The 24,811-nt window shown below is 70.4% G+C and carries 20 protein-coding genes; 11 read left to right on the top strand and 9 right to left on the bottom strand.

Going from position 1 to position 24,811, the window contains the following annotated elements; translation table 11 throughout:
• Positions 1-3: 3 nt before the first annotated feature.
• Positions 4-219, bottom strand: coding sequence for a hypothetical protein (locus tag MPPM_RS01875; protein WP_096483389.1), 216 nt, complete (start codon positions 217-219; stop codon positions 4-6).
• Positions 220-575: 356 nt separating this feature from the next.
• On the opposite strand from MPPM_RS01875, the gene MPPM_RS01870 reads away from it, so the two are divergent.
• On the top strand, positions 576-3,533 hold the full coding sequence (locus MPPM_RS01870) for a bifunctional [glutamine synthetase] adenylyltransferase/[glutamine synthetase]-adenylyl-L-tyrosine phosphorylase (protein WP_096483388.1): 2,958 nt from the start codon (positions 576-578) through the stop codon (positions 3,531-3,533).
• Positions 3,534-3,536: 3 nt separating this feature from the next.
• Here MPPM_RS01870 and MPPM_RS01865 read toward each other — a convergent pair whose 3' ends face one another.
• On the bottom strand, positions 3,537-4,751 hold the full coding sequence (locus tag MPPM_RS01865; protein WP_096487672.1) for an oxalate decarboxylase family bicupin: 1,215 nt from the start codon (positions 4,749-4,751) through the stop codon (positions 3,537-3,539).
• A 155-nt stretch (positions 4,752-4,906) separates the two neighbouring features.
• On the opposite strand from MPPM_RS01865, the gene MPPM_RS01860 reads away from it, so the two are divergent.
• Entirely contained in the window at positions 4,907-5,800 is an 894-nt protein-coding gene (locus MPPM_RS01860; RefSeq protein ID WP_096483385.1) for a 3'-5' exonuclease, read from the top strand.
• A gap of 329 nt (positions 5,801-6,129) precedes the next feature.
• Positions 6,130-6,870, top strand: a complete 741-nt coding sequence (gene aqpZ / locus MPPM_RS01855; protein WP_096483383.1) for an aquaporin Z — start codon at positions 6,130-6,132, stop codon at positions 6,868-6,870.
• Between the two features lie 63 nt (positions 6,871-6,933).
• Here aqpZ and MPPM_RS01850 read toward each other — a convergent pair whose 3' ends face one another.
• Positions 6,934-7,650: a PhoH family protein gene (locus tag MPPM_RS01850; RefSeq protein ID WP_041370987.1), complete on the bottom strand. Its 717-nt coding sequence runs from the start codon at positions 7,648-7,650 to the stop codon at positions 6,934-6,936.
• 380 nt (positions 7,651-8,030) lie between these two features.
• Positions 8,031-10,415, bottom strand: a complete 2,385-nt coding sequence (locus MPPM_RS01845; protein WP_096483382.1) for an ATP-dependent helicase — start codon at positions 10,413-10,415, stop codon at positions 8,031-8,033.
• On the opposite strand from MPPM_RS01845, the gene MPPM_RS01840 reads away from it, so the two are divergent.
• Positions 10,414-10,782, top strand: a complete 369-nt coding sequence (locus tag MPPM_RS01840) for a hypothetical protein (protein WP_244573447.1) — start codon at positions 10,414-10,416, stop codon at positions 10,780-10,782. The genes MPPM_RS01845 and MPPM_RS01840 overlap by 2 nt on opposite strands.
• Before the next feature lie 158 nt (positions 10,783-10,940).
• Positions 10,941-14,480: an AsmA family protein gene (locus tag MPPM_RS01835; RefSeq protein WP_096483378.1), complete on the top strand. Its 3,540-nt coding sequence runs from the start codon at positions 10,941-10,943 to the stop codon at positions 14,478-14,480.
• A 55-nt stretch (positions 14,481-14,535) separates the two neighbouring features.
• Here the strand turns inward: MPPM_RS01835 and MPPM_RS01830 are convergent, their stop codons facing one another.
• On the bottom strand, positions 14,536-14,745 hold the full coding sequence (locus tag MPPM_RS01830) for a hypothetical protein (RefSeq protein ID WP_162296244.1): 210 nt from the start codon (positions 14,743-14,745) through the stop codon (positions 14,536-14,538).
• Between the two features lie 540 nt (positions 14,746-15,285).
• Between MPPM_RS01830 and putA the strand changes: the two genes are divergently transcribed.
• Positions 15,286-18,378: a bifunctional proline dehydrogenase/L-glutamate gamma-semialdehyde dehydrogenase PutA gene (gene putA / locus MPPM_RS01820; protein WP_096483373.1), complete on the top strand. Its 3,093-nt coding sequence runs from the start codon at positions 15,286-15,288 to the stop codon at positions 18,376-18,378.
• A 65-nt stretch (positions 18,379-18,443) separates the two neighbouring features.
• Here putA and MPPM_RS01815 read toward each other — a convergent pair whose 3' ends face one another.
• On the bottom strand, positions 18,444-18,686 hold the full coding sequence (locus MPPM_RS01815; RefSeq protein WP_096487671.1) for a DUF2188 domain-containing protein: 243 nt from the start codon (positions 18,684-18,686) through the stop codon (positions 18,444-18,446).
• A gap of 91 nt (positions 18,687-18,777) precedes the next feature.
• Positions 18,778-19,005 carry a hypothetical protein gene (locus MPPM_RS01810; RefSeq protein ID WP_096483371.1) on the bottom strand — a complete coding sequence of 76 codons (228 nt, stop codon included), beginning with the start codon at positions 19,003-19,005 and terminating at the stop codon, positions 18,778-18,780.
• 111 nt (positions 19,006-19,116) lie between these two features.
• Here MPPM_RS01810 and MPPM_RS01805 point away from each other — a divergent pair, with 111 nt between their 5' ends.
• Positions 19,117-19,341: a hypothetical protein gene (locus MPPM_RS01805; RefSeq protein WP_244573446.1), complete on the top strand. Its 225-nt coding sequence runs from the start codon at positions 19,117-19,119 to the stop codon at positions 19,339-19,341.
• A gap of 28 nt (positions 19,342-19,369) precedes the next feature.
• Here MPPM_RS01805 and MPPM_RS01800 read toward each other — a convergent pair whose 3' ends face one another.
• Positions 19,370-19,936 carry a glutathione peroxidase gene (locus MPPM_RS01800; RefSeq protein ID WP_096483368.1) on the bottom strand — a complete coding sequence of 189 codons (567 nt, stop codon included), beginning with the start codon at positions 19,934-19,936 and terminating at the stop codon, positions 19,370-19,372.
• 88 nt (positions 19,937-20,024) lie between these two features.
• Positions 20,025-20,495 (bottom strand): response regulator, encoded by a 471-nt coding sequence (locus tag MPPM_RS01795; RefSeq protein ID WP_096483365.1) that lies wholly within the window; start codon positions 20,493-20,495, stop codon positions 20,025-20,027.
• 363 nt (positions 20,496-20,858) lie between these two features.
• On the opposite strand from MPPM_RS01795, the gene argJ reads away from it, so the two are divergent.
• The 4 genes from argJ to MPPM_RS01775 are packed head-to-tail and all read left to right on the top strand — an operon-like array spanning position 20,859 to position 24,802.
• A complete protein-coding gene (gene argJ / locus MPPM_RS01790) occupies positions 20,859-22,103 on the top strand; it encodes a bifunctional glutamate N-acetyltransferase/amino-acid acetyltransferase ArgJ (RefSeq protein WP_096483363.1) in 1,245 nt (414 codons plus the stop codon).
• A complete protein-coding gene (locus MPPM_RS01785) occupies positions 22,100-22,816 on the top strand; it encodes an SIMPL domain-containing protein (RefSeq protein WP_096483360.1) in 717 nt (238 codons plus the stop codon). Before argJ ends, MPPM_RS01785 begins: the two co-directional genes overlap by 4 nt.
• Positions 22,813-23,229 (top strand): (deoxy)nucleoside triphosphate pyrophosphohydrolase, encoded by a 417-nt coding sequence (locus MPPM_RS01780; protein ID WP_096483358.1) that lies wholly within the window; start codon positions 22,813-22,815, stop codon positions 23,227-23,229. The genes MPPM_RS01785 and MPPM_RS01780 overlap by 4 nt, the downstream gene beginning before the upstream one ends.
• Positions 23,230-23,260: 31 nt before the next feature.
• The gene (locus MPPM_RS01775) at positions 23,261-24,802 is read left to right on the top strand and encodes a DUF6880 family protein (RefSeq protein ID WP_096483355.1); all 1,542 of its coding nucleotides are present in this window, start codon (positions 23,261-23,263) and stop codon (positions 24,800-24,802) included.
• Positions 24,803-24,811: the final 9 nt, after the last annotated feature.

The following is a 24,811-nucleotide window of genomic DNA, read 5'->3' as shown; positions in this document are numbered from 1 at the left end:
ACCTCAGTTCAGGAAGTTGCGCACGCCGTCCGGGTCGGCGAGCGTCATCTGAGGGCTGCCGGGCAGAGCGAAGACCACGAGCAAGACCGCGAGCGTGACCGTGGCCAATCCCAGCACCGCCCCGAGCCGTTGCGGATCGAACCGGCGGCTCGCGATCAGCGCACAACCGAGCGTGAAGATCGCGGCCTCGGTGAAGGGAACCAGGTTGGGGCTGCTCATCGATTCGCTTTCGTCATCGGGGGCCGTGTGGTCCGCCGGAGTTTCTATGGAACGACACCGTCCCCGGCACGCCCGGGATCAACAAACGAGCGGCAGGACGGCTCCGTGCTGGATCGCTTCACGACTGCCTCGTGGCAGCATGATCGGACGATCGAAACATTTCCTCATTGCCGGGCGTCTCGCCCGACCGGGCGTTTCAGATATCTGATTCTTTCACTCGCCGGGTTCGTCTCGGAAGCGCGCTGTCTTAGGCTCGGGCTGCGGCAAACCCCTTGGCAGATCCCGATTTGCGCGTTTGATGGGCATCGTCGCGGCTCGATGGCGATGCGGACGCTCGGAATCGAAGAAGGGACGGCATGGGCAGGCGAAACGACGGGCAGGCTGCCCGCGACGACGGCACGGCTCCCCTGATCGCTCGGCTGGGGCACGCTCCGCCGCTCTCGAACCCCGAAGCTGCGCGGGCGCGCGTCGACGAAATCGCAGACGCGCTTCCCCCCGCCCTGCGCAAGGGATCGGCCCGCGATCTCCTCGCGGCGTTGGCCGACCACTCGACCTTCCTCTGGTCCCTGGCCTCGCGCGATCCCGTCCGCCTCGCCCGGCTCTTCGAGGAAACGCCGGAGGCCGCCGATGCCCGCATCGTTGCGGCCCAGCGCGCCGCCGGCCGGCCGGGAGAGGGCGCGGCGCCCGATCTCGATGCGGTCGGCAGGACCCTGCGGCAAAATCGGGCCGAGCACGCGCTCCTCGTCGCATTGGCCGATATCGGCGGGGTCTGGCCGCTGGAGCGGGTGACCGCCGCGCTCTCCGGCTTCGCCGATGTCTCGGTTTCCGCGGCCGTCGATGCGATGCTGTTCCAGGCCGCCGCCGCCGGCCGCTTCCTGCCGAGGGATCGGAGCGAGCCGCAGGCCGGCTCGGGCCTCGTCGTGCTGGGCTTAGGGAAACTCGGCGGGCGCGAGCTGAACTATTCGAGTGACATCGACCTGATCGTCTTCTTCGATCCGGAGGCCGCGCCTCTGAAGGAGGGGCTCGAGCCGACGCCGTTCTTCACTAAGCTCGCCCAGGGCGTCGCCAAGCTGCTGCAGGAGCGCACCCGCGATGGCTACGTCCACCGCGTCGATTACCGCCTGCGTCCCGATCCCGGCTCCACCCCCACCGCCATGAGCCTCGCCTCGGCCTATGTCTACTACGAGACGACCGGCCAGAACTGGGAGCGAGCCGCCTTCATTAAGGCGCGCCCCATCGCCGGTGACATCCAGGCTGGCGAGCGGTTCCTCTCCGACCTCACGCCCTTCGTCTGGCGCAAGTATTTCGACTTCGCGGCAATCGCCGACGTGCACGCCATGAAGCGGCAGATCCACGCCGTGCGCGGGCACGAGGCGCTCGCGGTGGCCGGCCACGACATCAAGCTCGGACGCGGCGGCATCCGCGAGATCGAGTTCTTCGTCCAGACCCAGCAGCTCGTCTTCGGCGGCCGGCGCCCGATGCTGCGCGGGCGTTCCACCGTGCCGATGCTGGCGAGCCTGCACGAGGACGGCTGGATCTCGGCCCAGGCGCGGGACGAACTGTCTCAGGCCTATGCCTTCCTGCGCACGGTCGAGCACCGCCTGCAGATGGTGCGCGACGAGCAGACCCAGCGCCTGCCGACCGACCGCGCCGAGCTGGAGAACTTTGCGCGCTTTGCCGGGTATTCCGATCTGGCCGCCTTCGAAGAGGCCCTTCTGGCCCATGCCGGCCGGGTGCAGGCGCACTATGCCCTGCTGTTCGAGGCGGGACCCGATCTCTCGTCGGAGGTGGGTGACCTCGTCTTCAGCGGCGCCGCCGACGACCCGGCGACGCTGGCAACCCTGCGCAGCCTCGGCTTCCGCGATCCGGAGCGGGTGACCGACACCGTGCGCGGCTGGCATTTCGGCCGCCGCGCGGCGGTGCGCAGCCCGCGCGCCCGCGAGGTGCTGACAGAGTTGGTGCCCGCCCTGCTCAAGGCGCTCGCCGGGACGCCGGACCCGGACGCGGCGCTGGCCAATCTTGACCGCGCCTTCGGTCGCATGCCGGCGGCGGTCGAGCTTCTGACCATCCTGCGCGAGCATGAGCGCCTGCGGCTGCTGTTCGCCGACCTGCTCGGCAGCGCGCCGCGCTTGGCGGGCACCGTCGCCTTCTCGCCGCACGTGCTCGACGCGGTGATCGATCCCGACTTCGGCGATCCGACCGTCGACGCGGCGGCTGTGGCGGCACATTACCGCGCCCTGCTCGGCCGGCCCGACAGTCACGAGGTGTTCCTCGACCGCAGCCGCGACGCGGCCCGGCAGCTTCGCTTCCTTACCGGCGCGCGGATGCTCTCCGGCATCCTGACTCCGCGGGCGGCGGGTTGCGCCTTCTCGGCCATCGCGGACGCCGCCGTGGCGACCGCGCTGGAGGCCGTGTCGAAGACGTTCTTCGCCGATCATGGCGCGGTGCCGGGGGGGCGCATCGTCGTGCTCGGCTACGGCCGGCTCGGCTCGCACCAGCTGACGGCGGAATCCGATCTCGATCTCGTCGTGCTCTACGATTTCGACCCCGAAAACCGCACGAGCACCGGACCGAAGCCCCTCGACGCGGCGGTGGCCTACAACCGGCTGACGCAGCGCCTCGTGGCGGCACTCACCGCCCCGACCCGACGCGGACTGCTCTACGAGGTGGATCTGCGCCTGCGGCCTGGCGGCGGCCAGGGCGCGACCGCCGCGCAGTTCCGCAGCTTCCGCGCCTATCAGCGGGAAGAAGCCGAACTCTGGGAGCACATGGCGCTGACCCGCGCCCGCGTCATCGCCGGCGACGAGAGCCTCGCCGGGGAGGCAAAATCCGTGATCCGCGAGGCGCTGAGGCAGGCCCGCGAGCCGGAGGCGGTCAATCGCTCGGTTCGGGCCATGCGTGCTACGGTCGAGGAGGAGAAGGGCGATCACGGTCCCCTCGACCTCAAGCTCAGCCCCGGCGGCCTGCTCGATCTCGACTTCCTCGCCCAGGCCCTGGTGCTCGGCCATGCCGACGCCCATCCCGAACTGATCGGCCTCGATGCGCCCGAGGTGTTTTCGCGGGCGGCGGAGGGAGGCCTCCTCGCGGCCGACGAGGCCGAGCAACTCGGCGGCGCCTATCGGCTCCTCGACGACGTGCACCACTGGCAGCGCCTGATGGTCGAGGGCGACCCAACGCAGGCGTCCGACGTGGCGCTCGCCCGCCTCGCACGGGCCGTCAACCTCCCCGATGCCCGGGCGCTCGGCGCCCGGCTCGACGAGGAGCGGCGGACGGTCCGCTCGATCTTCGACCGCCGCCTCGGCCATCCGGATTGACGATCAGCCCGGAAGGACCTGCGATTTGGTCTGCGGCAGGGCGTCGATCGCCTCGCGCGAGAGCTTGGTATGCGCTTGCACCAGCGCGTGCGGGGTCAGCGCCATCCACTGGCGCAGGGAGATGTCGGCGTAGCGGGGGCTGCGGAACATCTCGAGGAAGGTCAGCGGCGTGTCGCTGGTATTCTCGATGTAATGACCCATGGCGAAGGGCACGTAGCCGACATCGCCGGCCTGATAATCGAAGCTGCGCGCTTTCGATTCCGAACCGAACACGGTCATCCGCCCACGGCCCGAGAGGTAGTACTGCCACTCGTCCCCGTTCGGATGCCAATGCAGTTCCCGCATCGCGCCGGGCTGGAGCTCGACCAGCGCCGCGGCGATGGTGGTGGAGACGGGGAAGATCGCGGAATCCGTGATCCGCACGCTGCCGCCCTTCGTGCGGATCGGCTCCTGTGCCAGCATCCTGTGGCTGAAGCGCTTCGGTACCGGCCCTGCGCCGCCGAGCTGATCCTCGGCCAGCGATCCCGGCTTCGGGCCCGGAAAGATGTAGAGTTCCTTCTCGGGGATGGCGTCGAAGGCGCGCTCTGGTAGTCCGAAGTTCTTCGCCAGCACGTCGCGCGGCGTGTGCGCGAGCCAATCGGTGATGAGGAAGGTCGAATCCTCCGAGAAGCCGCCGTCATCGAACACGAGCAGGAACTCGCAGCCGTCCTCCGGCCCTTCGAGCCCCTGGATCGAGTGCGGAATGCCGGAGGGAAAGTACCAGAGGTCCCCCTCGCCGATATCGTCGGCGAATGTGCGCCCATCGCCGTCGATCGCGGTGATCCGGGCGCGGCCCTTGATCATGTAGGCCCACTCCGCCTCCTTGTGCCAATGCATCTCGCGTACGACGTTCGCCTTCAGTCGCATGTTCACGCCGGCCATGGCCTTCGAGATCGGCAGTTCCCGCGTCGTCGTCTGGCGTGCCCAACCCCCTTCCTCCAGCCGCATGTGGCTGTCGGCGAAGGACCATTTCAGGTTCGGCATGGTGCCGTGATCGGTCTTCGGCGGAGCCACGGTGACGGGGTCCTCCGCCTCGCGCGCCGCGTTGCGGGGGCCGAGGATGTCCGCACCCTTTCCGTCGCGAACCGGCGATGGCCCCTCGGCCGAACGGGCAGAGTTGGCGCCCAGCGCCACGCCGCCCGCGGCGGCGATCAAGCCCCGGCGTGAGAACACGTTCATGACGACCTCGATCATCCCATCATAGTGTCGCCCGGTAACCAGTTCGGGCCGCGTTCGTGTCCCGCCCCGCGATCACGACATCCGGCGCGTGCGTCGGTCCGGCCCCGCTCCCCGCGCCTTGCGGGATCGGTCCACGACCCCCTAATCTCCGGGGCATGAGCGTCGTCGCGATCGATTTCGAGACCGCCAACGAGCGGCGCGACAGCGCTTGCGCGGTCGGCCTTGCCTGGATCGAGGGCGGCCGGGTGGTGCGGCGCGAATCCCGGCTGATCCGACCGCCGCAGATGCGGTTCTCTCCCGGCAACATTCGCGTCCACGGCATCCTGCCGGCGGACGTGCGCGACGCGCCGAGCTGCCCGGAGGTGATGGCGGAATTCCTGCCGGACCTGTCGGGCGGTCTGATGCTCGCGCACAATGCCGGCTTCGATATGGGCGTTCTCGCCGCCTCACTCGCCGCTTGGGGCGAGACCGTGCCGGACATGGCCGGGCTTTGCACCCTTCAGATCGCCCGGCGCATCTTCCCCGATCCCGCCGGCCACGGTCTCGCCAAGGTGGCGGGGCGCCTCGGCATCCGCTTCGAGCACCACGATGCCGGCGAGGATGCCTATGCCTGCGCCGAGATCGCGCTCGCGGCCCTGCGCGAGACCGGCGCCGCAGATATCCTCGACCTCGCCCGCGGCCTCGGGCTGACCCCGATCCGCGCGGTTGCCGGACCGCGGCGCGACTTCACCCGCTCCACCTCCGCCCACGCCCTGCGGGCCTCCGGCATCGTCGATCTGCGGCCTAAAGGCGAGCTGCGGTTCGCCATGCGTGGCAGCACCGGCAACCGCTACGTGCTGGAATTCGAGGAGCGGACGGACGGGCCGTATCTCCGCTGTTCCTGTCCGGCGGGCACGCATCGCCGCCGTTGCCGCCACGTCGATGCGCTCGTCGAGGGCGATGTCACCGACCTCACCTCGAACAACTTCGACGATGTCGAGCGCCTGCGTCAGTTGCTGGACGGCAAGAGCGTCGGGCCGCTGCGGACGAAGGGTGTTGCTGCCGCCTGAGGCCCGAGACCATCCGGGACGTGTCAGACGCGTCCTGACGCCGGTCGGAAGCATCGTGCCGGCGGTGTTTCGCGAGGCAGCGTAATCACCTGCAATGTGACGGCACGAGATTGCTGGTCACGATGGATTTGATGCCGAAGCGGTACAACTTCTTAGTGCCGCTCGACCCGTGACACCGATCATTGTTGGCCCGGTGCGGGTGTGAAATCTTCGTCGGACGCGTCCGGCGGGTGCCGACGCAGACGAGTTGGTCTCGCGGTGCGCCGACCAGATTGCCGATACGACCGCTTCGAACGCGCCCCGCGACCTCCGCAGCATGAGGTGTCGCCATGGATCACGATACGATGCGTCGGACGACCGCCGAATTCTTCGGCACCTTCTGGCTGACCTTCGGCGGGTGCGGCGCCGCCGTCCTGTCCGCGGCCTATCCGGATCTCGGGATCGGCTTCCTGGGCGTGGCGTTCGCCTTCGGCTTCACCGTGCTGACGATGGCCTACGCGGTCGGCCACATCTCGGGGGGCCATTTCAACCCGGCCGTGACCCTCGGTCTGTGGTCGGCCCGGCGCTGCGCCAACCGACACGTGCTGCCCTACATCCTCGCGCAGGTCATCGGCGCCACGGTGGCCGCCTTCACCCTCTACACCATTGCATCCGGCAAGGCGGGCTGGGTCCCCAACGGGTTCGCCTCGAACGGCTACGGTGAACTCAGTCCGGGCAAGTACGGCCTTGCCGCCTGCCTGATCACCGAAGTCCTGACGACGTTCATCTTCATCTTCATCATCATCGGGACGACGTCGAAGGGAGCGGCGGCGGGTTTCGCCGGCATTCCCATTGGCTTCGCCCTGGTACTCATTCACCTGATCTCGATTCCAGTGACCAACACGTCGGTCAATCCGGCCCGGAGCACGGGCCCGGCCCTGTTCGCGGGCCCGGAATATGTCGCGCAGCTATGGCTGTTCTGGCTGGCCCCGATCGCCGGAGCGATCTTGGCCGGCATCGTGGCGCGCTGGCTCTACGAGCCCGCCGACATCGTCGAGACGGCGATCGTCGAGAGAGGCGTCGAAATCTGAAGCCGAAGCGCGAACGATGACGAGGCCTCACGAGACCCCGTCATCGCGCATGGTCGGGCGGCTTTAGAGCCGCTCCTCCTCGAATGCCTTCACCCATTCCGCGCAGATGCCGGAGCGGACGATGTCGTCGAGGGTGAACTCCACGATCGGGATCGCCATCATCCGGCTCTTCACCAAGTGGATGACGGTGCGAAGCCCCGACGTTTCACGCAAGTCGGTCTGCGAGACGTCGCCGTTGATGATGACCTGGCAATCGTCGCCGATGCGGGTCAGGAACATCTTGATTTCGGGCGTGGTGGTGTTCTGCGCCTCGTCGAGGATCACGAGGCAGTTCTTGAAGGTGCGTCCGCGCATCACCTCGAACGGCACCACCTCGATGTCGCCGGCCTTCACCGCGATGTCGAAGGCGGCGGCCCCCATGCGCTCCTTCATCGTCTCGGTCAGGGGGGCGACCCAGGGGGCGATCTTCTCTTCCAGCGTGCCGGGGAAGAAGCCGAGCGAGCGGCCCGAGGGAACGTTGGGACGGGTGATGACGACCTTCGAGATCCGGCGTTGCCGAAGAAGATCCGCGGCGCGTGTGCCGGCAATGAAAGTCTTGCCCGTGCCGGCGGGGCCTAAGACGATGACTTGCGAAGATGACGCGAGCGCGTCGAGATACTGGCCTTGTTTATCCGTCAGGGGTTGGATCGGTGCGGGATTACGTTCCTCGTCGAAGCGTGTCCGATGCATCCGGATCGGTCGGTCCTCAACCAGTTCAAGCCGTGCGCGTCGTCTCTTCATGGATCAACACTCCACCTTGACTCGTGCGTGACTCTCGCAAACTCGCTTTTTCAACCAGTCTCGACTGTCCGACTTCTCCCTTGATTCGGCGAAGACATCGCCGATCTTCGTTCATCTGTACGCAAGAGCAAAGCCAAACCCGGTGAGTCGGTTCCACGGCTCGACGCGAAGGCTGTGGAACGCGGCTTTACGGCAACGCTTCGCCCGCCCTGCGAGGGTTGCAAGCGCGGGCGACGGGGGCGTGACGGCTCTGCGAAGAAGCGATGACCCTGGCGCCTCTCGGCGCTGCCGGCGGATCGGGGCGATCCTGACCAAGGCCATCGGGGGCGTCGCCCTCCCGGGGCGGCGGCGCAGCCGGCGGAGGCCGCCGGCGGGACGCTTCAACCGGGCTGGAGGAAGCTGTCGAGCACCATCTTCCGACCGGCCTTGTCGAAGTCAACGGTGAGCTTGTTCCCGTCGATGCCGGCGACCGTGCCGGGGCCGAACTTGGTGTGGAAGACCCGGGCCCCGTGCTCGAAGGCGGCCGGTGCGCCGGTCGATTTGGCGATCAACTCGCCCTCGATCTCGCGCGGGCCGCTCGTGCGGCCGCCACCGCGGCCGTTGCCGAATCCCCCGCCGAAGCCGCCCGCGGTGTTCGCCTGCGCCCGCTGCCAGCCCGGCGTGCCGTAGGAAGAGCCGAACGGGGCCGGGTTGCGGTCGAAGCGCGAGGCGCCGGCCGAGAAATGCGCGGGCGCTTCGACCACGTCCACGGCCTGCGGCGGCAGTTCGTCGATGAAGCGCGAGGGGATGGTCGAGGACCACAGGCCGTGGATGCGCCGGTTGACCGCAAACGACAGCTTGGCGCGCTTGCGGGCCCGGGTGAGCCCGACATGGGCGAGGCGCCGTTCCTCCTCCAGGCCGGCCCGCCCGCTCTCGTCGATGGCGCGCTGGTTCGGGAACAGGCCGTCCTCCCAGCCGGGTAGGAACACCGTGTCGAATTCGAGTCCCTTGGCCGCATGCAGCGTCATCAGCGAGACGCGGTCGGCCCCTTCCGCCTCGGAGGCCTCCATCACGAGGGAGACGTGTTCGAGGAAGGCGGCCATGTCCGGGAATTCTTCCATCGAGCGGACGAATTCCTTGAGGTTTTCGAGCCGCCCGGCGGCGTCGGCCGAACGGTCCTTCTGCCACATCTCGGTGTAGCCGGATTCCTCCAAGATGGTCTGTGCGACCTCGGGATGCGGCTTGGTCTCGACCAGACGGATCCAGCGCGAAAAGCTCTCGACGAGGCCGCGCAGCATCGAGCGGGCGCGGGGCTTCAGCTCGTCGGTTTCGATCAGCTTCCTCGCCGCGGCGAGCAGAGGAATCCGGTCGGCGCGGGCGTAGGCGTGAAGGGTCTGCAGCGTCGCGTCGCCGAGGCCGCGCTTGGGCGTGTTGAAGATGCGCTCGAAGGCGAGGTCGTCGGCGCCGTTCATCGTCACGCGCAGATAGGCCAGCGCATCGCGGATCTCGGCGCGTTCGTAGAAGCGCGGGCCGCCGATGACCCGGTAGGGCAGGCCGACCTGCACGAAGCGGTCCTCGATCTCGCGCATCTGCGCCGAGATCCGCACCAGCACGGCGATCTCGGAGAGCGGGTGCCCCTTGCGCTGGAGCGACTCGATCGACTCGGCGACCTGTCGTGCCTCTTCTTCCGAATCCCACGCGCCGGTCACGGTGACCGGCTCGCCCGCCTCGTCTTCCGTGCGGAGCGTCTTGCCGAGCCGGCCTTCGTTCTTGGCGATGAGGCCGGAGGCGGCGGCGAGGATGTGGCCGGTCGAGCGGTAATTGCGCTCCAGCCGCACCACGGTGGCGCCGGGGAAGTCGTGCTCGAAGCGCAGGATGTTGTCGACCTCGGCGCCGCGCCAGCCGTAGATCGACTGGTCGTCGTCGCCGACGCAGGCGACGTTTTTTCGGAGTTGCGCGAGCAGGCGCAGCCAGAGGTACTGCGCCACGTTGGTGTCCTGATACTCATCGACCAGGATATATTTGAAACGGTCCTGGTAATTCCTCAGGATGTCCGGGTTCTCGCGCCAGAGCTTGAGGCACAGCAGCAGCAGGTCGCCGAAATCGACCGCGTTGAGGGTGGCGAGCCGGGCCTGATAGGCGGCGTAGAGCTGGCCGCCCTTGCCGAAGGCGAAGGCCTGCGCCTCGCCCGGGGGCACCTGCTCGGGCCCGAGACCCCGGTTCTTCCAGCCGTCGATGGTGTGGGCGAGCGAGCGCGCCGGCCAGCGCTTCTCGTCGATGTTCTGGTCGGCGATGACCTGCTTCATCAGGCGCAGCTGGTCGTCGGTGCCGAGGATCGTGAAATCGGATCTGAGCCCGACCAGTTCGGCGTGGCGGCGCAGGATCTTGGTGCCGATGGCGTGAAAGGTGCCGAGCCAGGGCATGCCTTCGCCCGCCGGGCCGATCAACTGCCCGATGCGGTGCTTCATCTCCCGCGCGGCCTTGTTGGTGAAGGTCACCGAGAGGATGTCGTAGGGCCGGGCCTTGCCGGTCGCGATGAGGTGGGCAATGCGCGTCGTCAGTACCCGCGTCTTGCCGGTGCCGGCACCGGCGAGCACGAGCACCGGGCCTTCCGTCGCCTCCACGGCACGCCGCTGCTCCGGGTTGAGGCCGGTGAGATAAGATGCGCCCTCGGGCCGCAGGGCGGCCATGGCACGGGCGGCGATGGAGGTCGGAGCCGACGGCGCATCGTCGTCGGACGGGCGCGGCCGGAACGCGCCGGGCGCGTCGTTGGGCTCTTGCATCATGCGCGCTTCCCTGGACCAAAAGGCGAACGCCGTCGAGACCCGATCCGGAACCGGCGCCCCTCCTCACGCGTCACTCCCGAAACCCGAAGCCGACACCGATGAAGGAAACGAGGCCATGCGCGCCCCGTCGCTCGCCGTTCTGACCCTGCTCGCAGCCCTTGCGCCGGTCGTCACGCCGGCGCTCGCGCAGAGCCCCGGAAACCGGGGCGCGACGAGCCGGCAGAACGAAGCGTTCGAGTACCGCAACCAGAACCGTAACTTCGAACAGCGCCAGACCTTGGAGAACAGCGCGATCCGCAATCAGATCCAACGGGCGCCCCTCAACGTTCCGCCTCCGGCCGGGCCATCCTTCGGCATCCGGCGCTGACGGCCGTCACAAGCTTGAGTGTGAGGTGCGGGCGGCCCGTCCCCTGTGCTATGGCCGCAGGAACGGGTGCGCGCGTGCTCACGGGAGGCTTCGGCCCTTCGAACGCGTGACCCGCGAACGAAGCCCTGCGGCCCGCAGACCTGGCGGAAGCGATAACGGTGCGTGATTTCCTGACCGCGCTCGCGGGCGCCGTCGTGCTGGTCCTCGTGGCGGCCCTGGCCGTCCCGCCCTTCATCGACTGGTCGGGTCACCGCGCGCTGATCGACCGGACGCTGAGCGAATCCGTCGGCGCTCCTGCCCGCAGCGAGGGGACGATCGACCTTCGCCTGCTGCCGTCGCCGCATCTCCGCCTTGCCCGGTTACGGCTCGGCGGGGAGGACGGGCCGGCATTGGACGCGCAGACGGTCGACGCCGAGATCGCCCTGGCGCCGCTGCTCAAGGGCGAGGTTCGCTTCGTTCAGACGTCGATCGAGCGTGCGCGGCTGACCCTGCCGGTCTCCGACGAGGCGCTGCTCCTGCCGCGCGAGCCGCAGGCGCTGCGGCGCGACGTCGTGGTCGACGATCTGCGCATCCGGCGTCTCAGCGTCGCCGCCGCCCGGGCCGGCGCTCGGTCCGAGGAGCCGTCTCAGGAAGTATTCTCGGCCGAGAACCTGCGCCTGCGGGCGCCGGCTCTGGCCGGCCCCTGGCTGGCGGAAGGCACCGCGAAGGGAAGCCCCTTTCATCTCGCCACCGGCACTTTCGGCAGCGACGGCACCCTCTCCCTGAAATTCACCGGCGGCGGCGACACCATGCCCCGCCTCGAACTCGATGCCCGCCTCGCCTTCAGGCCAGCGGAGGCGCCGGGCGGCGACCTCGCTCACCGCGGCCTCGTACCGGAGGCGGAAGGCACCGCGAGACTGACCGTCGGGCCGCCGGTCCAGCCGGCCGGCGCCGTCCTGCCGCTGACCCTGGCGGCCAAGTTCGAGTCGCGCGGCCCCGTGGCGAAGGCCAAGACGGTCGAGATCGAGCTCGACCCCGGCGGCAAGGCGGCGCGGCTATCGGGCAGCGGTCGCCTCGATCTGCGCGAAGCCCGTCTCGGCCTGACGCTCCGCACGCGCCGCCTCGACCTCGACGGGCTGCTGCTGTCCGGCGGGGCGGGCGGACGCCTGGCGCAGGGGCTGTCGTCGGGGGCCCTGACGCCGCCGTTGCTCCTCGACCTCGACCTCGCCGCCGAGAGCGTCGCTCTCGGCCTCGACGACTGGGCCGGCGTCGCCTTCCGCGGCACCTTCGACCGCACCGGCGGCCTCGTCCTGCGGCGGTTCGAGGGCACGGCGCCGGGGGCTGCGAGCGTCGCGGCGACCGGCGAGGCGGACCTGTCGGGTTCGCCCCGCTTCACCGGCCACATCGACGTCGCGGCACGTAACTCGGAGGGGCTCGGGCGCTATCTCGGACGGATCGGCGCGGAGGAGAGCGTCGCGGCGATCCTCGACGGGCGCGCCTTCGATCTCGGCACCGACCTCTCCGCGGCCGGCGGCGATCTCTCGCTGCGCAACTTGCGGCTCGCCCTGGGCGAGGCCCGTGTCACCGGCAATGCCCGCTACGTTCGGGCCGGTGCGAGCGGGCGCGGACGCTTCGACGCGCAGCTTTCGGCCAGCGGCCTCGACATCGCCGAATTGCCGCCGCTGGGTGACCTGATGTCCGGCCTGCACCAGCACGATCTCGGCCTGACGCTTCGGGCGCGCGACGTGCGCTACGGGCCCGCCGGCGCCCATTCGGGCAACGGCACCATCGCGGTCAGCCTGCAATCGGACGGTGCGAGCCTCGTCGTCGACACGCTCGACATCGCCGACCTCGCGGGGGCGAGCGCTCAGCTCGCCGGGCGGATCGCGCCGGACGGCTCGGGGCGGATCGAGGGCCGCGTCACCGCGGGTCGGGCGGCACCGCTGCTCGCCCTGTTGGAGCGCGGTTTCCTGCCCGAGGCCCGGCTCGTGCCGCCGAGCTTCCGCCAGAGCGGCTTGGCCCTCGATTTGACCCTGGAGCGGGAATCCGGCGAGGCGGATGCGCTGCGCGCGCGTGCCAAGGGCCGGGCGGGGGAGGGCGATCTCGACCTCGCGCTCCTGACCCGCTTCGGCCGGATCGATCGCATCGACGCGACGCTGACGACGCAGAGGACCGCGCGCTGGTTTGGCCGTGACGACATCGCCGGCCTGCGCCAACCCGGGCGGCTGCGGCTGACCGGAGCCCGCCCGGCCATCGAGTCCCGGCAGGAAACCGCGCCGCTCGCGCTCGAAGTCGAGGGTGACCTTGCGGGCCTCGTCCTCTCGACGGCGCGCCCGATCCTTTTCGATGCCCTCGACCGCCCCCCGACCGGCGGCGCGGTGCGGCTGCAGGCGACCGACCTCGCGCCCTTCCTGATCCTCGCCGGAGCGGCCGGACCGGCGACGGGGCCGCTGCCCGCCTCACTCACCCTCGACCTGTCGCGCCGGAACGCGGCCCTGCACGCCGACATAACCGGGCAGGTCGCTGGAAGCGATCTCACCATCGCCCTCGACCGCGCCCCGGACGGGGCGCTCAACGGCACCGCAACTCTCGCCCGGCTGTCCCTGCCGGCTCTGGCCGCGGCCACGGTGTTTCCCACCGAGGCCGGCGGGCGCTTCGCCGCCGTACCGGCTCAGCCGCAGGTCAGCCTCGGTCTCGCGATCGCTCAGCTCGATCTCGGCCGGGGCCTGACCGCCGACACCGCGACGCTGACGCTGGTGCGCGAGGGGGACGCGCTGAACCTGCGCGACCTCTCGGCCGGGCTCGCGGGCGGGCGGCTGAGCGGCACCGTGACCCTCGCCCGGCCGGCGGGTGCCGCGGCGGTGTCGGGTGAGGGGCGCGTCGACGGTGCGGATCTCGCCGGCCTGATCGGGACCGGACCGATCGGCGGCCGGCTGTCGGCGGCGCTGCGCTTCGGTGCCACGGGCGCGAGCCTCGCCGCGCTGGCGAACGACCTTTCGGGCAACGGCGAGATCCGGATCGCCGGCCTCGCACTGCCCGGTGCCGATGCGGGCGCCCTCGACCGGGCCCTGGGCAAAGCGCTTGCCGAGGACGATCCCCTGCGCGAGGGGCGGCTCCAGGCGCTCGTATCGGACGAACTCTCGGCGGGTCCGCTCAAGGCGACGGGACCGCTCACGGCGGCCTTCACGATGTCGGCCGGCATCCTGCGCACGGCTCCGTTCGGGATTGATCTCGGGCCGGCGCGCTGGAACGGCACGCTTCAGGTCAATCCGCGCAATCGCAGCCTCGATGCCCGCGGGGTCCTGACCGCGGCGGCCGGCCCGAAGGGCTGGTCCGGGGCCGCGCCCGCGATCCAGCTCGGCTTCACCGGCCCGCTCACGGCGCCGGAGCGGCGGCTCGACACGGCGCCGCTCACCACCGGCCTCGCGGCTCTCGTGCTCCAGCGCGAACTCGAGAAGATCGAGCTGTTCGACGCCGACCAGAGCGAGCGCCAGCGCCGCCGTGCCCGCATCGAGATGGACCGCGCCCGCGCGGTGGCGGAGGAGACGGCACGCCAGGCCCGGATCAGGGCGCAGCAGGCGGCCGAGGAGGCGGCGCGCCAAGCCCGCCAGAGGGAAGCGGACGAGGCTGCCCGCCGCGCCCGCATCGAAGCCGAGCCGGCGCCTCCCGTACCGGAGGCCCAGCCGCTCGACATCAGCCCGCCTTCCGCCAGGCCCTGAACAGGCGCGCAGTCCGAGGCCGATGCTCGGCCGGAAAGCGACCCGCGTTGGGGGATCAGGGCTTTCGATACGCGATCAGATCGATGTGTGGGCCGGGGCGCACGGCGGGGGAGGCTTTCGTTTCGAAGGCGCGGTTCGTGCCGTCGATCAGATGCAGGCGGACCGCCTGCGCTCGGGGCATTCGGTCATCGGCCATCCAGATCGATCCGTCCCGGTAGTCCCGTACATCCTCAAGTGTGCCGCGGGCGCGGAGGTTTTGCACCACGTCGTCCGCCTTCGTGGCGGCCGGCAATTCCTAGGCGCCCACAACGGCGGATGGGTCCAGGCGTGAATGTTCCGGCCCGACGAGGACCGGAGAATTCTTTCCGAATTCCGGTCCCAGCAACGACTCGGCCTATCCGAGCACGCCGGACGCATCGCGGATAGCATCGGAGGTGATGGGCTGCGCACCGGCCAAGCTGATCTCCGGCAGTGGGGCCAGCCGACAGGCCGTCGCGGCCAGCACCATGAGTGCGCCGATCATCCTTCGAGCCACCACGTTCTCCCGTCACCCGGCTCGCCGATGCGCATGGCGGACGCATCACCCCATCCCAGATGGGGCCGGAAGATCAAGCCGAGCGCGCGGAGCCGCATCGGGGTGGCCCGGACGTGCGCCGCGCCAGCGGTCGCATCCCTCGTGGCCGGAGCGCTGCAGATCGGGGCCTTCTCACGGGGATCGAGCGGAATCGCGCCGGCCACGCGGGCGAAAGCGGCCTGTCGAACGACAGAGAGGGTGCTACTCTCGTCTCGCAATCGCAGGGCTTCCATGTCCGCCTTCCGCTTTCAGGCTCCCTACGCTTCGGATGATGCGGCCTTGGCCGAAAGCCTGCTGCGCGCGGCGCCCCTGCCGGCCGGCACGGAGGCGGCGGTCGACCGGCTCGCCGCGGACCTGATCGGTGCGATCCGAGCGGATGCCGGCCACGGCGCCGTCGAGGCGCTGCTGCGGGAATATGCGCTGACGACCCGCGAGGGACTGGCCCTGATGAGCCTTGCGGAGGCGCTGCTGCGGGTGCCCGACGCGGCCACCGCCGACCGCCTCATCGCCGACAAGTTGCGCGGGGGTGACTTCATCCATCACGCGGTGCGTTCGGAGAGCGGTCTCGCCCAAGCCGCCTCCTGGGCGCTCGGTCTCGGCGCCCGTCTCGTCGGCCCGCAGGATACTCCCGAGGTGACGCTCGGCAGCATGGTTCGCCGCCTCGGTCGACCGGCCGTGCGCGCGGCGGCCCACCGGGCTATGCGAGTGATGGGCGGGCAATTCGTGCTGGCTGAGGAGATCGACGCCGCTCTCAAGCGCGCCGGTTCCGGCACCGCCCGGCGCTCGCGCTACTCCTTCGACATGCTGGGGGAGGGCGCGCGGACCGCCGACGATGCGCAGAGCTACCGCCAAGCCTACGCCCGCGCCATCGCGCGGATCGGCCGCGAGGCCGGCAACGCGCCCCTGCCGGCTCGGCCTGGCATCTCGGTCAAGCTGTCGGCGCTGCATCCGCGCTACGTCCCGACCCAGCGCGAGCGGGTAATGGCCGAACTGGTGCCGATGGTCCGCGACCTCGCCCGTGACGCCCGCGCCCACGAGCTCAACTTCACGCTCGATGCCGAGGAGGCGGAGCGGCTTGAACTCTCCCTCGACGTTTTCGCCGCGGTGCTTGCCGATCCGGTCCTCGCCGGCTGGGACGGGTTCGGGCTGGCGGTTCAGGCTTATTCGAAGCGCTGCCTTCCGGTCATCGATCATGTCGCCGCGCTTGCCGAGCGTCACGACCGGCGGCTGATGGTGCGCCTCGTCAAGGGCGCCTATTGGGACACCGAGGTGAAGCTCGCCCAGACGCAAGGGGCAGAGGACTATCCCGTCTTCACCCGCAAGGCGATGACGGACCTGAACTATCTGGCGGCCGCGCGGCGGCTGCTGGCGCTCCGCCCGCGGCTCTATCCGCAATTCGCCACCCACAACGCACTCACGGTCGCGAGCGTCCTCGGCCTTGCCGGGCTCGCTGATCAACCAGCGACGGAGGAGGCAGGCTTCGAGTTTCAGCGCCTGCACGGGATGGGTGAGGCGCTCTACCAGCGGCTCTCCGAGCGGGCGCCAGGACTCGGCCAGCGCGTCTATGCACCGGTCGGCGGCCATCGTGAACTGCTCGCCTATCTCGTCCGCCGGCTGCTGGAGAACGGGGCGAATTCCTCCTTCGTCGCCCGCGCCGCCGATCCCGCGGTGCCGGTCGAGGAACTCCTCGCCCGCCCGCAGGCCCTGGTCGAGACACCCGCGCAGGCCCGGCACTCCAGGATTCCGCTTCCGCGCGACCTGTTCGGGCCCGCGCGTCGCAACGCGCCGGGCCTCGCTTTCGGCGACGGCGCGGCGCTGCGCCGGCTGACCGATGCCGTCGGGGCCGCGACCGGCCCGACCGAGGCCACGCCGATCATCGACGGGATCGCCGCGACCGGCCACCGCCGAGCCGTGATCAGCCCGATCGACGCAACCGTTCTCGGCAGCGTGATCGAGGCCGGCCCCGACATCGCGGCGCGCGCCATGGAAGCGGCCGCGCGCGGCTTTCCCGCCTGGGCGAGGATGCCGGCCGGCGAACGCGCCGCGTGCCTCGAGCGGGCCGCCGACGCCTTCCAGCGGGAGCAGGCCCGGCTCCTTCACTTGCTCCAGGTTGAGGCCGGCAAGACCCTCGACGATGCCCTGGCCGAGTGGCGCGAGGCGATCGACTTCCTCCGCTACTACGCGGCGCAGGGGCGGCACCTGTTCGCCCAGGCGGAAGACCTGCCCGGCCCGGCGGGCGAAGCCAACAGTCTGCGCCTCGTCGGGCGGGGCGTGTTCGTCGCAGTCTCGCCCTGGAATTTCCCGCTCGCCATTTTCACGGGCCAGGTCGCGGCGGCGCTGATGGCCGGCAATGCCGTGGTCGCCAAGCCCGCGCCGCAGACGCCGCTGGTCGCGGACCTGGCCGTGCGCCTTCTGCAAACGGCCGGCATCCCGGGCAGCGCCCTCCACCTCGTCCCCGGCGGCCCCGAAACCGGCGCCGCACTGATCGGGCATCCGGCCCTGTCCGGCGTCGTCTTCACCGGATCCACGGCGACCGCGCAGCGCATCAACCGCACGCTCGCCGCCCGCGACGGTGCGATCCTTCCGCTGATCGCCGAGACCGGCGGCATCAACGCGATGATCGTCGATGCCACGGCGCTCCCTGAGCAGGTTGCCGACGACGTCGTGGTCTCAGCCTTTCGCTCGGCCGGCCAGCGCTGCTCGGCCTTGCGCCTGTTGCTGGTCCAAGAGGACGTAGCCGACCGGATGATCGCGACCGTGGCCGGAGCGGCGCGGGAGCTCACGCTCGGCGATCCCCGCGACCTCACCACGGATCTCGGCCCGGTGATCGACGGAGGCGCGAAGCAGAGACTCGATGCGCATATCGCGGCGATGACGGCCTCGGCGCGCCTGCACTTCGCCGGCGCGTCACCGGGCGGATTGTACGTGGCGCCCCACATTTTCGAGATCGGCGGCGTCGCCGATCTGCGGCAAGAGGTGTTCGGGCCGATCCTCCACGTCGCCTGCTACCCGGCGGACGGCCATGCTCGGGTCATGGAAGAGATTCGGAACGGCGGCTACGGGCTCACCCTCGGTATCCAATCCCGGATCGAGGAGGCGGTGGAACAGATCGCCGATGCTCTGCCGCACGGGAATGTCTACGTGAACCGGAACATGATCGGCGCGGTGGTCGGCAGCCAACCCTTCGGCGGAACCGGCCTGTCGGGGACCGGCCCGAAGGCCGGCGGCCCACATTATCTCGCCCGCTTCGCCACCGAGCGGACGCTGACGGTCAATACGGCGGCAGCGGGCGGTAGCATCGGGCTCATCACCCTCGATGACTGAGACGACATCCGCTCGATCGAGCGGACGTCGTCCCGCCAATCCGATCATCGGCTCGCGCCGCTGGCTCAGTCGTCCGCGACCTTCGCCACCGGGCGGTCGTTGCCCTGTGCGGTTTCGTCGTGCCACTGCCCGCGCCCGTCCTGGTAGCGGATGCCCTCGGTCGAGCCGGGCACCTGCTGTTCGGCCGCCGCTGCCTGGGCGGCCTGAAGTGCCTCCTGTCGGCTCGGGAAGGTCTCGGAGAAGACGTCTCCGACTTTGTAGGCGAAGCCGCCGTCGTGTTCGACGATGTGATAGGTCACTTCGGTCATCGCGAAAAATTCCCGTTCGTTTCCGTCGCGCACTGGTCTCGCGTGCTGCAGCCCGAACTGGTTTCGGCGCCGGAGGTTCCGATTTCCCGCCTCAATGCCGGGTCGGAGGCCGGCGCGGAATGCGCGCCACCGCGGCCTCGCAGCCCGCGATCAGGGAGCCGCGCACGTCGTCCGGATCGAAGCCGACGCCGTTGGGAAAGCCGAAGACGTGCGCCTGCGCGCCGTCCTCCGGCTGAATGCGGGCGACCCAGCCGTCCGGCGTCCGCTCGAAGTGGACTTCGTAGACGATGCCGTCCTGCTCGAAGTGGTGCGGTTCCATGACTCGATCTTTGGTCCGGTCTTTCCGGCCGCAATCATGACGCGGCACGATGCCATGTGGGCATGAGCCCCGTGTGGGCGCGAGTCCCGACCGACCGGAAATTTGCCGCCGATGCGTCCGAGCACCGTCTTCACCGTCGCGAGCCTCTGCCTCCTGGCCCTGCCCGCCCTGGCCCAGGGCGTGCCGCCGAACCCGTTCGCCTCGAACTATCCCTCCGCGCCGCCACGGGTAGTCGAGCGGGACGGGCGCCTTCCGGCGCCGCACGCCCGGCGTCCACTGCCGACGGAACGCGCCGAGCGGGGATTGCGTCCGCCCGCCGAGATTCCGGGGCGGTGAGAGCGAGCGAGGCTGGACAGCGGGCGCGTCACGCCTGTCCGAGTTCCGCGACGATCGCGCTGACGATGCGCGGATCGCTCGGATCGACGGGGGTCGCGAAAGCGGCGCGCAAGGTGCCGTCGCGGCCGATCAGATATTTGTGGAAGTTCCATTGCGGGCTCTGCCCCGGCTTCTGCTCCGCCGCCCAGCGGTAGAACGGATGTGCAGCGGGGCCGCGGACATGGGTCTTGTCCGTGACCGGGAAGGTCACGCCGTGGTTCTTCCGCGCGGCGTCGGCGATGGCGGCGCCGTCGAGGGGTTCCTGATTGCCGAAATCCGGTGAGGGCACGGCGATCACCGTCAGGCCCCGGTCGCCGAATCGGGTCCACAGCCCCTGGAGGCCGACGAACTGCGGGGCGTAGCCGCAGGCGGTGGCGGTGTTGACGACGAGGACGGGTTTGCCGGCATAGGTGGAGAGCGGGAGCGAACCGCCGCCCGGCTTGTCGAAGGCGAAGGCCGCGGCAGGCCCGGCCTCGGCGGCATGAGCCGCGGTCATCGTACGGCCCGCCGTGAGCGCGGCGAGCATCGCGAGGCAGTCCCGGCGGCGAATCGTCATGGCTTGAATCCTCCGGCGCGAAGGCTGCCACAGGCGGCCGCTCGCCGGGTACGGGCCGGATCGTCGCGGATGGGAGAGGGAGAGAGGGTCAGACGGCCCGGGCGGCCAGGGCTTCGCGCACCGAGCAGGCGACCGCCTCCTCCTGGCCGGGGCAAGGCACCAGCAGCGCGTCGGCCGGCACGAGGTCTGCGCAATCGCTGACCGCCGAATCGCAGGCGACGACGATGCCGAGATTGGGACGCAGGGCCCGCGCCTCGGCTGCGAGTTCGCTGATGCCCAGGGACCCGTGAAGCTCCGCGTCGGTCACGAGGACGTCAACGGGCAGGCCGAGCACGAGGACGGTGAGGGCATCGACGGCGGAATCGACCGAGATCGCGCTGTAGCCGGCGCGGCGGATCTGCCCGTTGATCTCGTCGCGCCATTGTTTGCGGCGCCCCGCAACCAGCACCTGAACTCCGTAGCAGCTTCGCGTCGCAGCGGCTCCACCGGCCCCTGCCTCGGCGCGGCCGGGATCGAGGTCGATGGTCGTCTCCTCGTGATCTTGGTTGCGCTGCATCATTCTAGGTTAAGCAGTTTGCGCAATGCATTCAAGCGGCATCATTCTTCAGGCAAAGAGCTGCATCTTTCAAGACACAGCTTCGCAGCCCTTGTATCTTGTGCAGCGCAAAGTTGTGCCGGGAGCAACCTGTATCCGGCACCGCCCGTCGGCTTCGGACACCGCGCCTGCGCCCGTTCAGCGTCGACCACCGCGAGGATCTCGCCGCCTCCGGCCGTTCCTCGCGTGTTGACGTGAGGCCCGGCGGGCGCAACAGAGCGGCCCGCGACCTTTGAGCTTCATGCCCGTGTCGCCTGCGCGTGCGAGGCCGCCCCTCCCGACGCGGCCGACCGGGCGAGAGCGGGTACGAGACGGAGCCGACGACCGATGTCATCCACGGAAATCTCCCCCCTGGCGCCCGCCGTGTCGCCGTCGCTGCCGGAGATCGCGGGCGTGCGCCTCGCCACCGCTCAGGCCGGCATCCGCTACAAGAACCGCACGGACGTGCTCTACGTCGCGCTCGCCGAGAACACCGAGGTCGCGGGCGTGTTCACCCGCTCGCGCTGCCCCTCCGCGCCGGTGGATTGGTGCCGCGACGCCCTCAAGACCGGCAAGGGCGCGCGGGCGCTGGTGGTCAATTCGGGCAACGCCAACGCCTTCACTGGTCTGAAAGGCCGCAAAGCCGTGGCGCTGACCGCCGAGATCGCCGGGCAGGCTGCCTCCTGCGCGCCGGAGGCGGTGATGATCGCCTCCACCGGCGTGATCGGCGAGCCTCTCGACGCGCGCAAGTTCGAGGGCGTATTGGCCGATTGCGCCGCCCGCGCCGAGGGCGGCGCCGAGGCCTGGACGCGGGCCGCGACGGCCATCATGACCACCGACACCTTCCCGAAGCTCGCCACCCGCCGGGTCGCCATCGACGGCGTGACGGTGACGATCAACGGCATCGCCAAGGGCGCCGGCATGATCGCCCCCGACATGGCGACGATGCTCGCCTTCGCCTTCACCGACGCGGCTTTGCCGCAGGACGTGCTGCAGGCGCTGCTGAGCGAGGGCACCAAGACCTCGTTCAACTGCGTGACGGTGGACGGCGACACCTCCACCTCCGACACGTTGCTGCTCTTCGCCACCGGGGCCGCCGGCAACGCCACGGTCACCCGCGCCGACGATCCCAAGCTGTCGGATTTCCGCGCGGCTCTGAATGACCTGCTGATCGAACTCGCGCAGCTCGTCGCCCGCGACGGGGAGGGCGCCAACAAGCTCGTGACCGTCGAGGTCGAGGGCGCCGAGAGCGATGCCTCCGCCCACCGCATCGCCATGTCGATCGCCAACTCGCCGCTGGTGAAGACGGCGGTGGCCGGCGAGGATGCCAATTGGGGCCGCGTGGTGATGGCGGTCGGCAAGGCCGGCGAGCCCGCCGACCGCGACCGCCTCGCGATCTGGTTCGGCGATGTCCGCGTCGCGGTGCAGGGCGCCCGCGACCCCGATTACAGCGAGGAGGCGGCGAGCGCGGTGATGCGCCGGCCCGAGATCACCGTGCGCGTCGAACTCGGCCTCGGCCAGGGCCGCGCCCGCGTCTGGACCTGCGACCTCACCAAGGCCTACGTCGCCATCAACGGAGACTACCGCTCGTGAAGTCTTTCGCGCTCGCAGGCGCCCTTCTGCTCCTCGCCGTGGCGCCGGCCGCGGCCGATGACGAGCCCGGCCGGATCCGGGTGATCGGCCGGGCCTCGCAGGAGGTCGCGCCGGACTTCGCCTCCGTCGAGATCGGCGTCGAGAGCCGCGGCGCGACGCCGGCCGCCGCCCTGGATGCCGCGAGTCAGGCCGCGAAGGGCATCGTCGCGACGGCCAAGGAAATGGGCGTGGCGGAGGCCGATATCGGCACCTCCGCGATCACCCTTCAGCCGCGGATCAAGAACGTCCGGCTGCCCGACGGCACGATGGGTGAGCGCGAGGAAGGGTACACGGCGAGCAACCGCGTGCGGGTGCGGCTGGCGGAGATGGGCAAGCTCGGCGAACTGATGCGGCGCACCCTCGATTCGGGGGCCAACCGGATCCAGGGGATCAGCTTCGGCCTGCGCGACCCGGCCGCGGCGGATGCCGCTGTGCAGGTCGCTGCCGTGAAGGATGCCAAGGCGCAGGCGGAGCGCATCGCCGAGGCGACCGGCGTCAAGCTCGGCACCGTGATCTCGATCGACTCGCCGCCGCGAGCCGAGGCGCCTCGCCCCGCGCCCTACGGTCTGGCGATGAAGGCGGCCCCGTCCCGTGGCCGCACCGCCGTGCCGGTTGAAGCCGGTTCGATCGAGACTTCGGCGGAAGTCGAAGCCGTGTTCGCGATCGGCCGATGAGCGTCCCCGTCAGGCTCCTGCTCGTCGTCGCGGCGGCCCTGGTCGATGCCGACGGCCGGGTGCTGATGGCGCAGCGGCCAGAGGGCAAGGCGCTGGCCGGCCTCTGGGAGTTCCCCGGCGGCAAGGTCGAGCCCGGCGAGCGGCCGGAGGAGACCCTGATCCGTGAGCTCGCGGAAGAGCTCGGCATCACGGTGAAGGAGCCATGTCTCGCGCCGCTCACCTTCGCGAGCCACGCCTATCCGGATTTCCACCTGCTGATGCCGCTCTACATCTGCCGACGCTGGGACGGGAATCCGCAGTCACGGGAGGCGCAGGCGCTCCGCTGGGTGCGCCCGGGGGCGTTGCGCGACCTGCCGATGCCGCCGGCCGACCTGCCGCTGATCCCCTTCCTGATCGACCTGCTCGGACCCTGACCGGGCCCGAGCCCGCAGAGGAACGGGAACGATGGCGCGACGGGCAAAGGCGGCAGTCGAGAGCGCGGCGTCGACGACGGCGCCGGTCGACGCGAAGCCACGAAAGTCCCGAAGCACCACGCCGACCGCGGAAAGCCTCGCGGCCCTCAGCCAGGAGCGGCTGATCGCCCTGATCCTCGAGGAGATCGGCCAGAGCGCCGCATTCAAGAAGCGGGTGACTGCCGCGCTCGCCGCGCTCCAGGGGCCGGACAGGGTGGCGGCGATGATCGACCGCCGTCTCTCGGCGCTTGAGAAGGCGCGCGGCTACATCGACTGGCAGAAGCGCAGGGCCTTCGCCGCCGACCTCGACGCCACGCTGGCGACCATCCTCGCCGACCTGAAGCCGCTCGATCCCGAGATGGCCCTCGACCGGCTGCTGCGCTTCCTCCGAAGTGCGGACGCGACGCTGGAGCGGGTGGACGATTCCAACGGTCAGGTCCACGCAGTCTACGAGGCGGCCGCCGAGGCCGCCGCGGGCCTCGCGACGGGGCTGTCGGCCGAGGACGCGCTCGGCTTCGCGACCCGCGCCCTCGACGGTCTCGAGCGCGACGGCTTCGGCCTCGTCGGTGCCCTGCTGGACGATCTTCTGCCGAAACTTCCGCAGGAAGCGCTCGCGCCGCTCGACGCGCGCCTGGTCGAAGCCATCGCGGCGCTTCCCGCCTCGACCCGCGCGAGGTCGGATCCGGCCGCGATCGGACCGGCCGGTCAGGATTGGGAGCGCCGCTACCGTCGCCTGAGTCTGAACCGCCTGCGTCAGGTCATCGCCGATGCCCGCGGCGACGCCGACGCGTTCATCGCCCTCGAATTGGAGATGTCGCCCGAGCGGCCCGACCGCGTCGCCGTAGCCGAGCGCCTGCTCACCGCAGGCCGCGCCGCGGAGGCACTCGATTGGATCCGGCGCGAGCAGAAGCGCGGACCGGCCTTGACGACTCGTGAGGATTGGCTGGCCGGCAGCGTCGAGTCCCAAGGGCCGGACCGTGAGCGGGAAGCAGTCGAGATCCGCGTTCTCGACGCCCTCGGCCGGAAGGACGAGGCGCAGAACCTGCGCTGGTCGCGCTTCGAGAAAAGCCTCGATCCGCAGGCCCTGCGCGACTACCTCGCCCGCCTGCCGGATTTCGAGGACGAGGAGGCGCTGGAGCGCGCCTTCGCCCACGCCGCGAACCGCAAGGACCCGCATGGCGGCCTCTACTTCCTGGTCCGCTGGCCCAACCTGGACCGCGCCGCGCGGCTCGTCCTCGAGCGGCGCGAGGAGTGGTCCGGCCGGATCTGGGAGTTGCTGGCTCCGGCCGCCGAAGCGCTGGAGCCGGACCATCCGCTGGCGGCGAGCATCCTCTATCGTGCGCTGGTCGACGACATCCTCGCGCGCGCCCGCGCACCGGCCTACGGCCACGGTGCCCGACACCTGGCGCGGCTCGGCGAACTGGCCGGCGACCTCGCGCCCGGCGCGCTCACGCCGAGCCACGCCGATTACCTGGCGCAGCTCCGCAAGGCGCACGGGCGCAAGAGCGGTTTCTGGTCCCAGGTGGTGGCGTGAGGCCCTGCC

The organism is Methylorubrum populi (assembly GCF_002355515.1).
GTDB lineage: Bacteria > Pseudomonadota > Alphaproteobacteria > Rhizobiales > Beijerinckiaceae > Methylobacterium > Methylobacterium populi_A.
The sequence above is the reverse complement of the archived record's forward strand: the minus strand, read 5'-3'. Positions and strand labels throughout refer to the sequence as shown.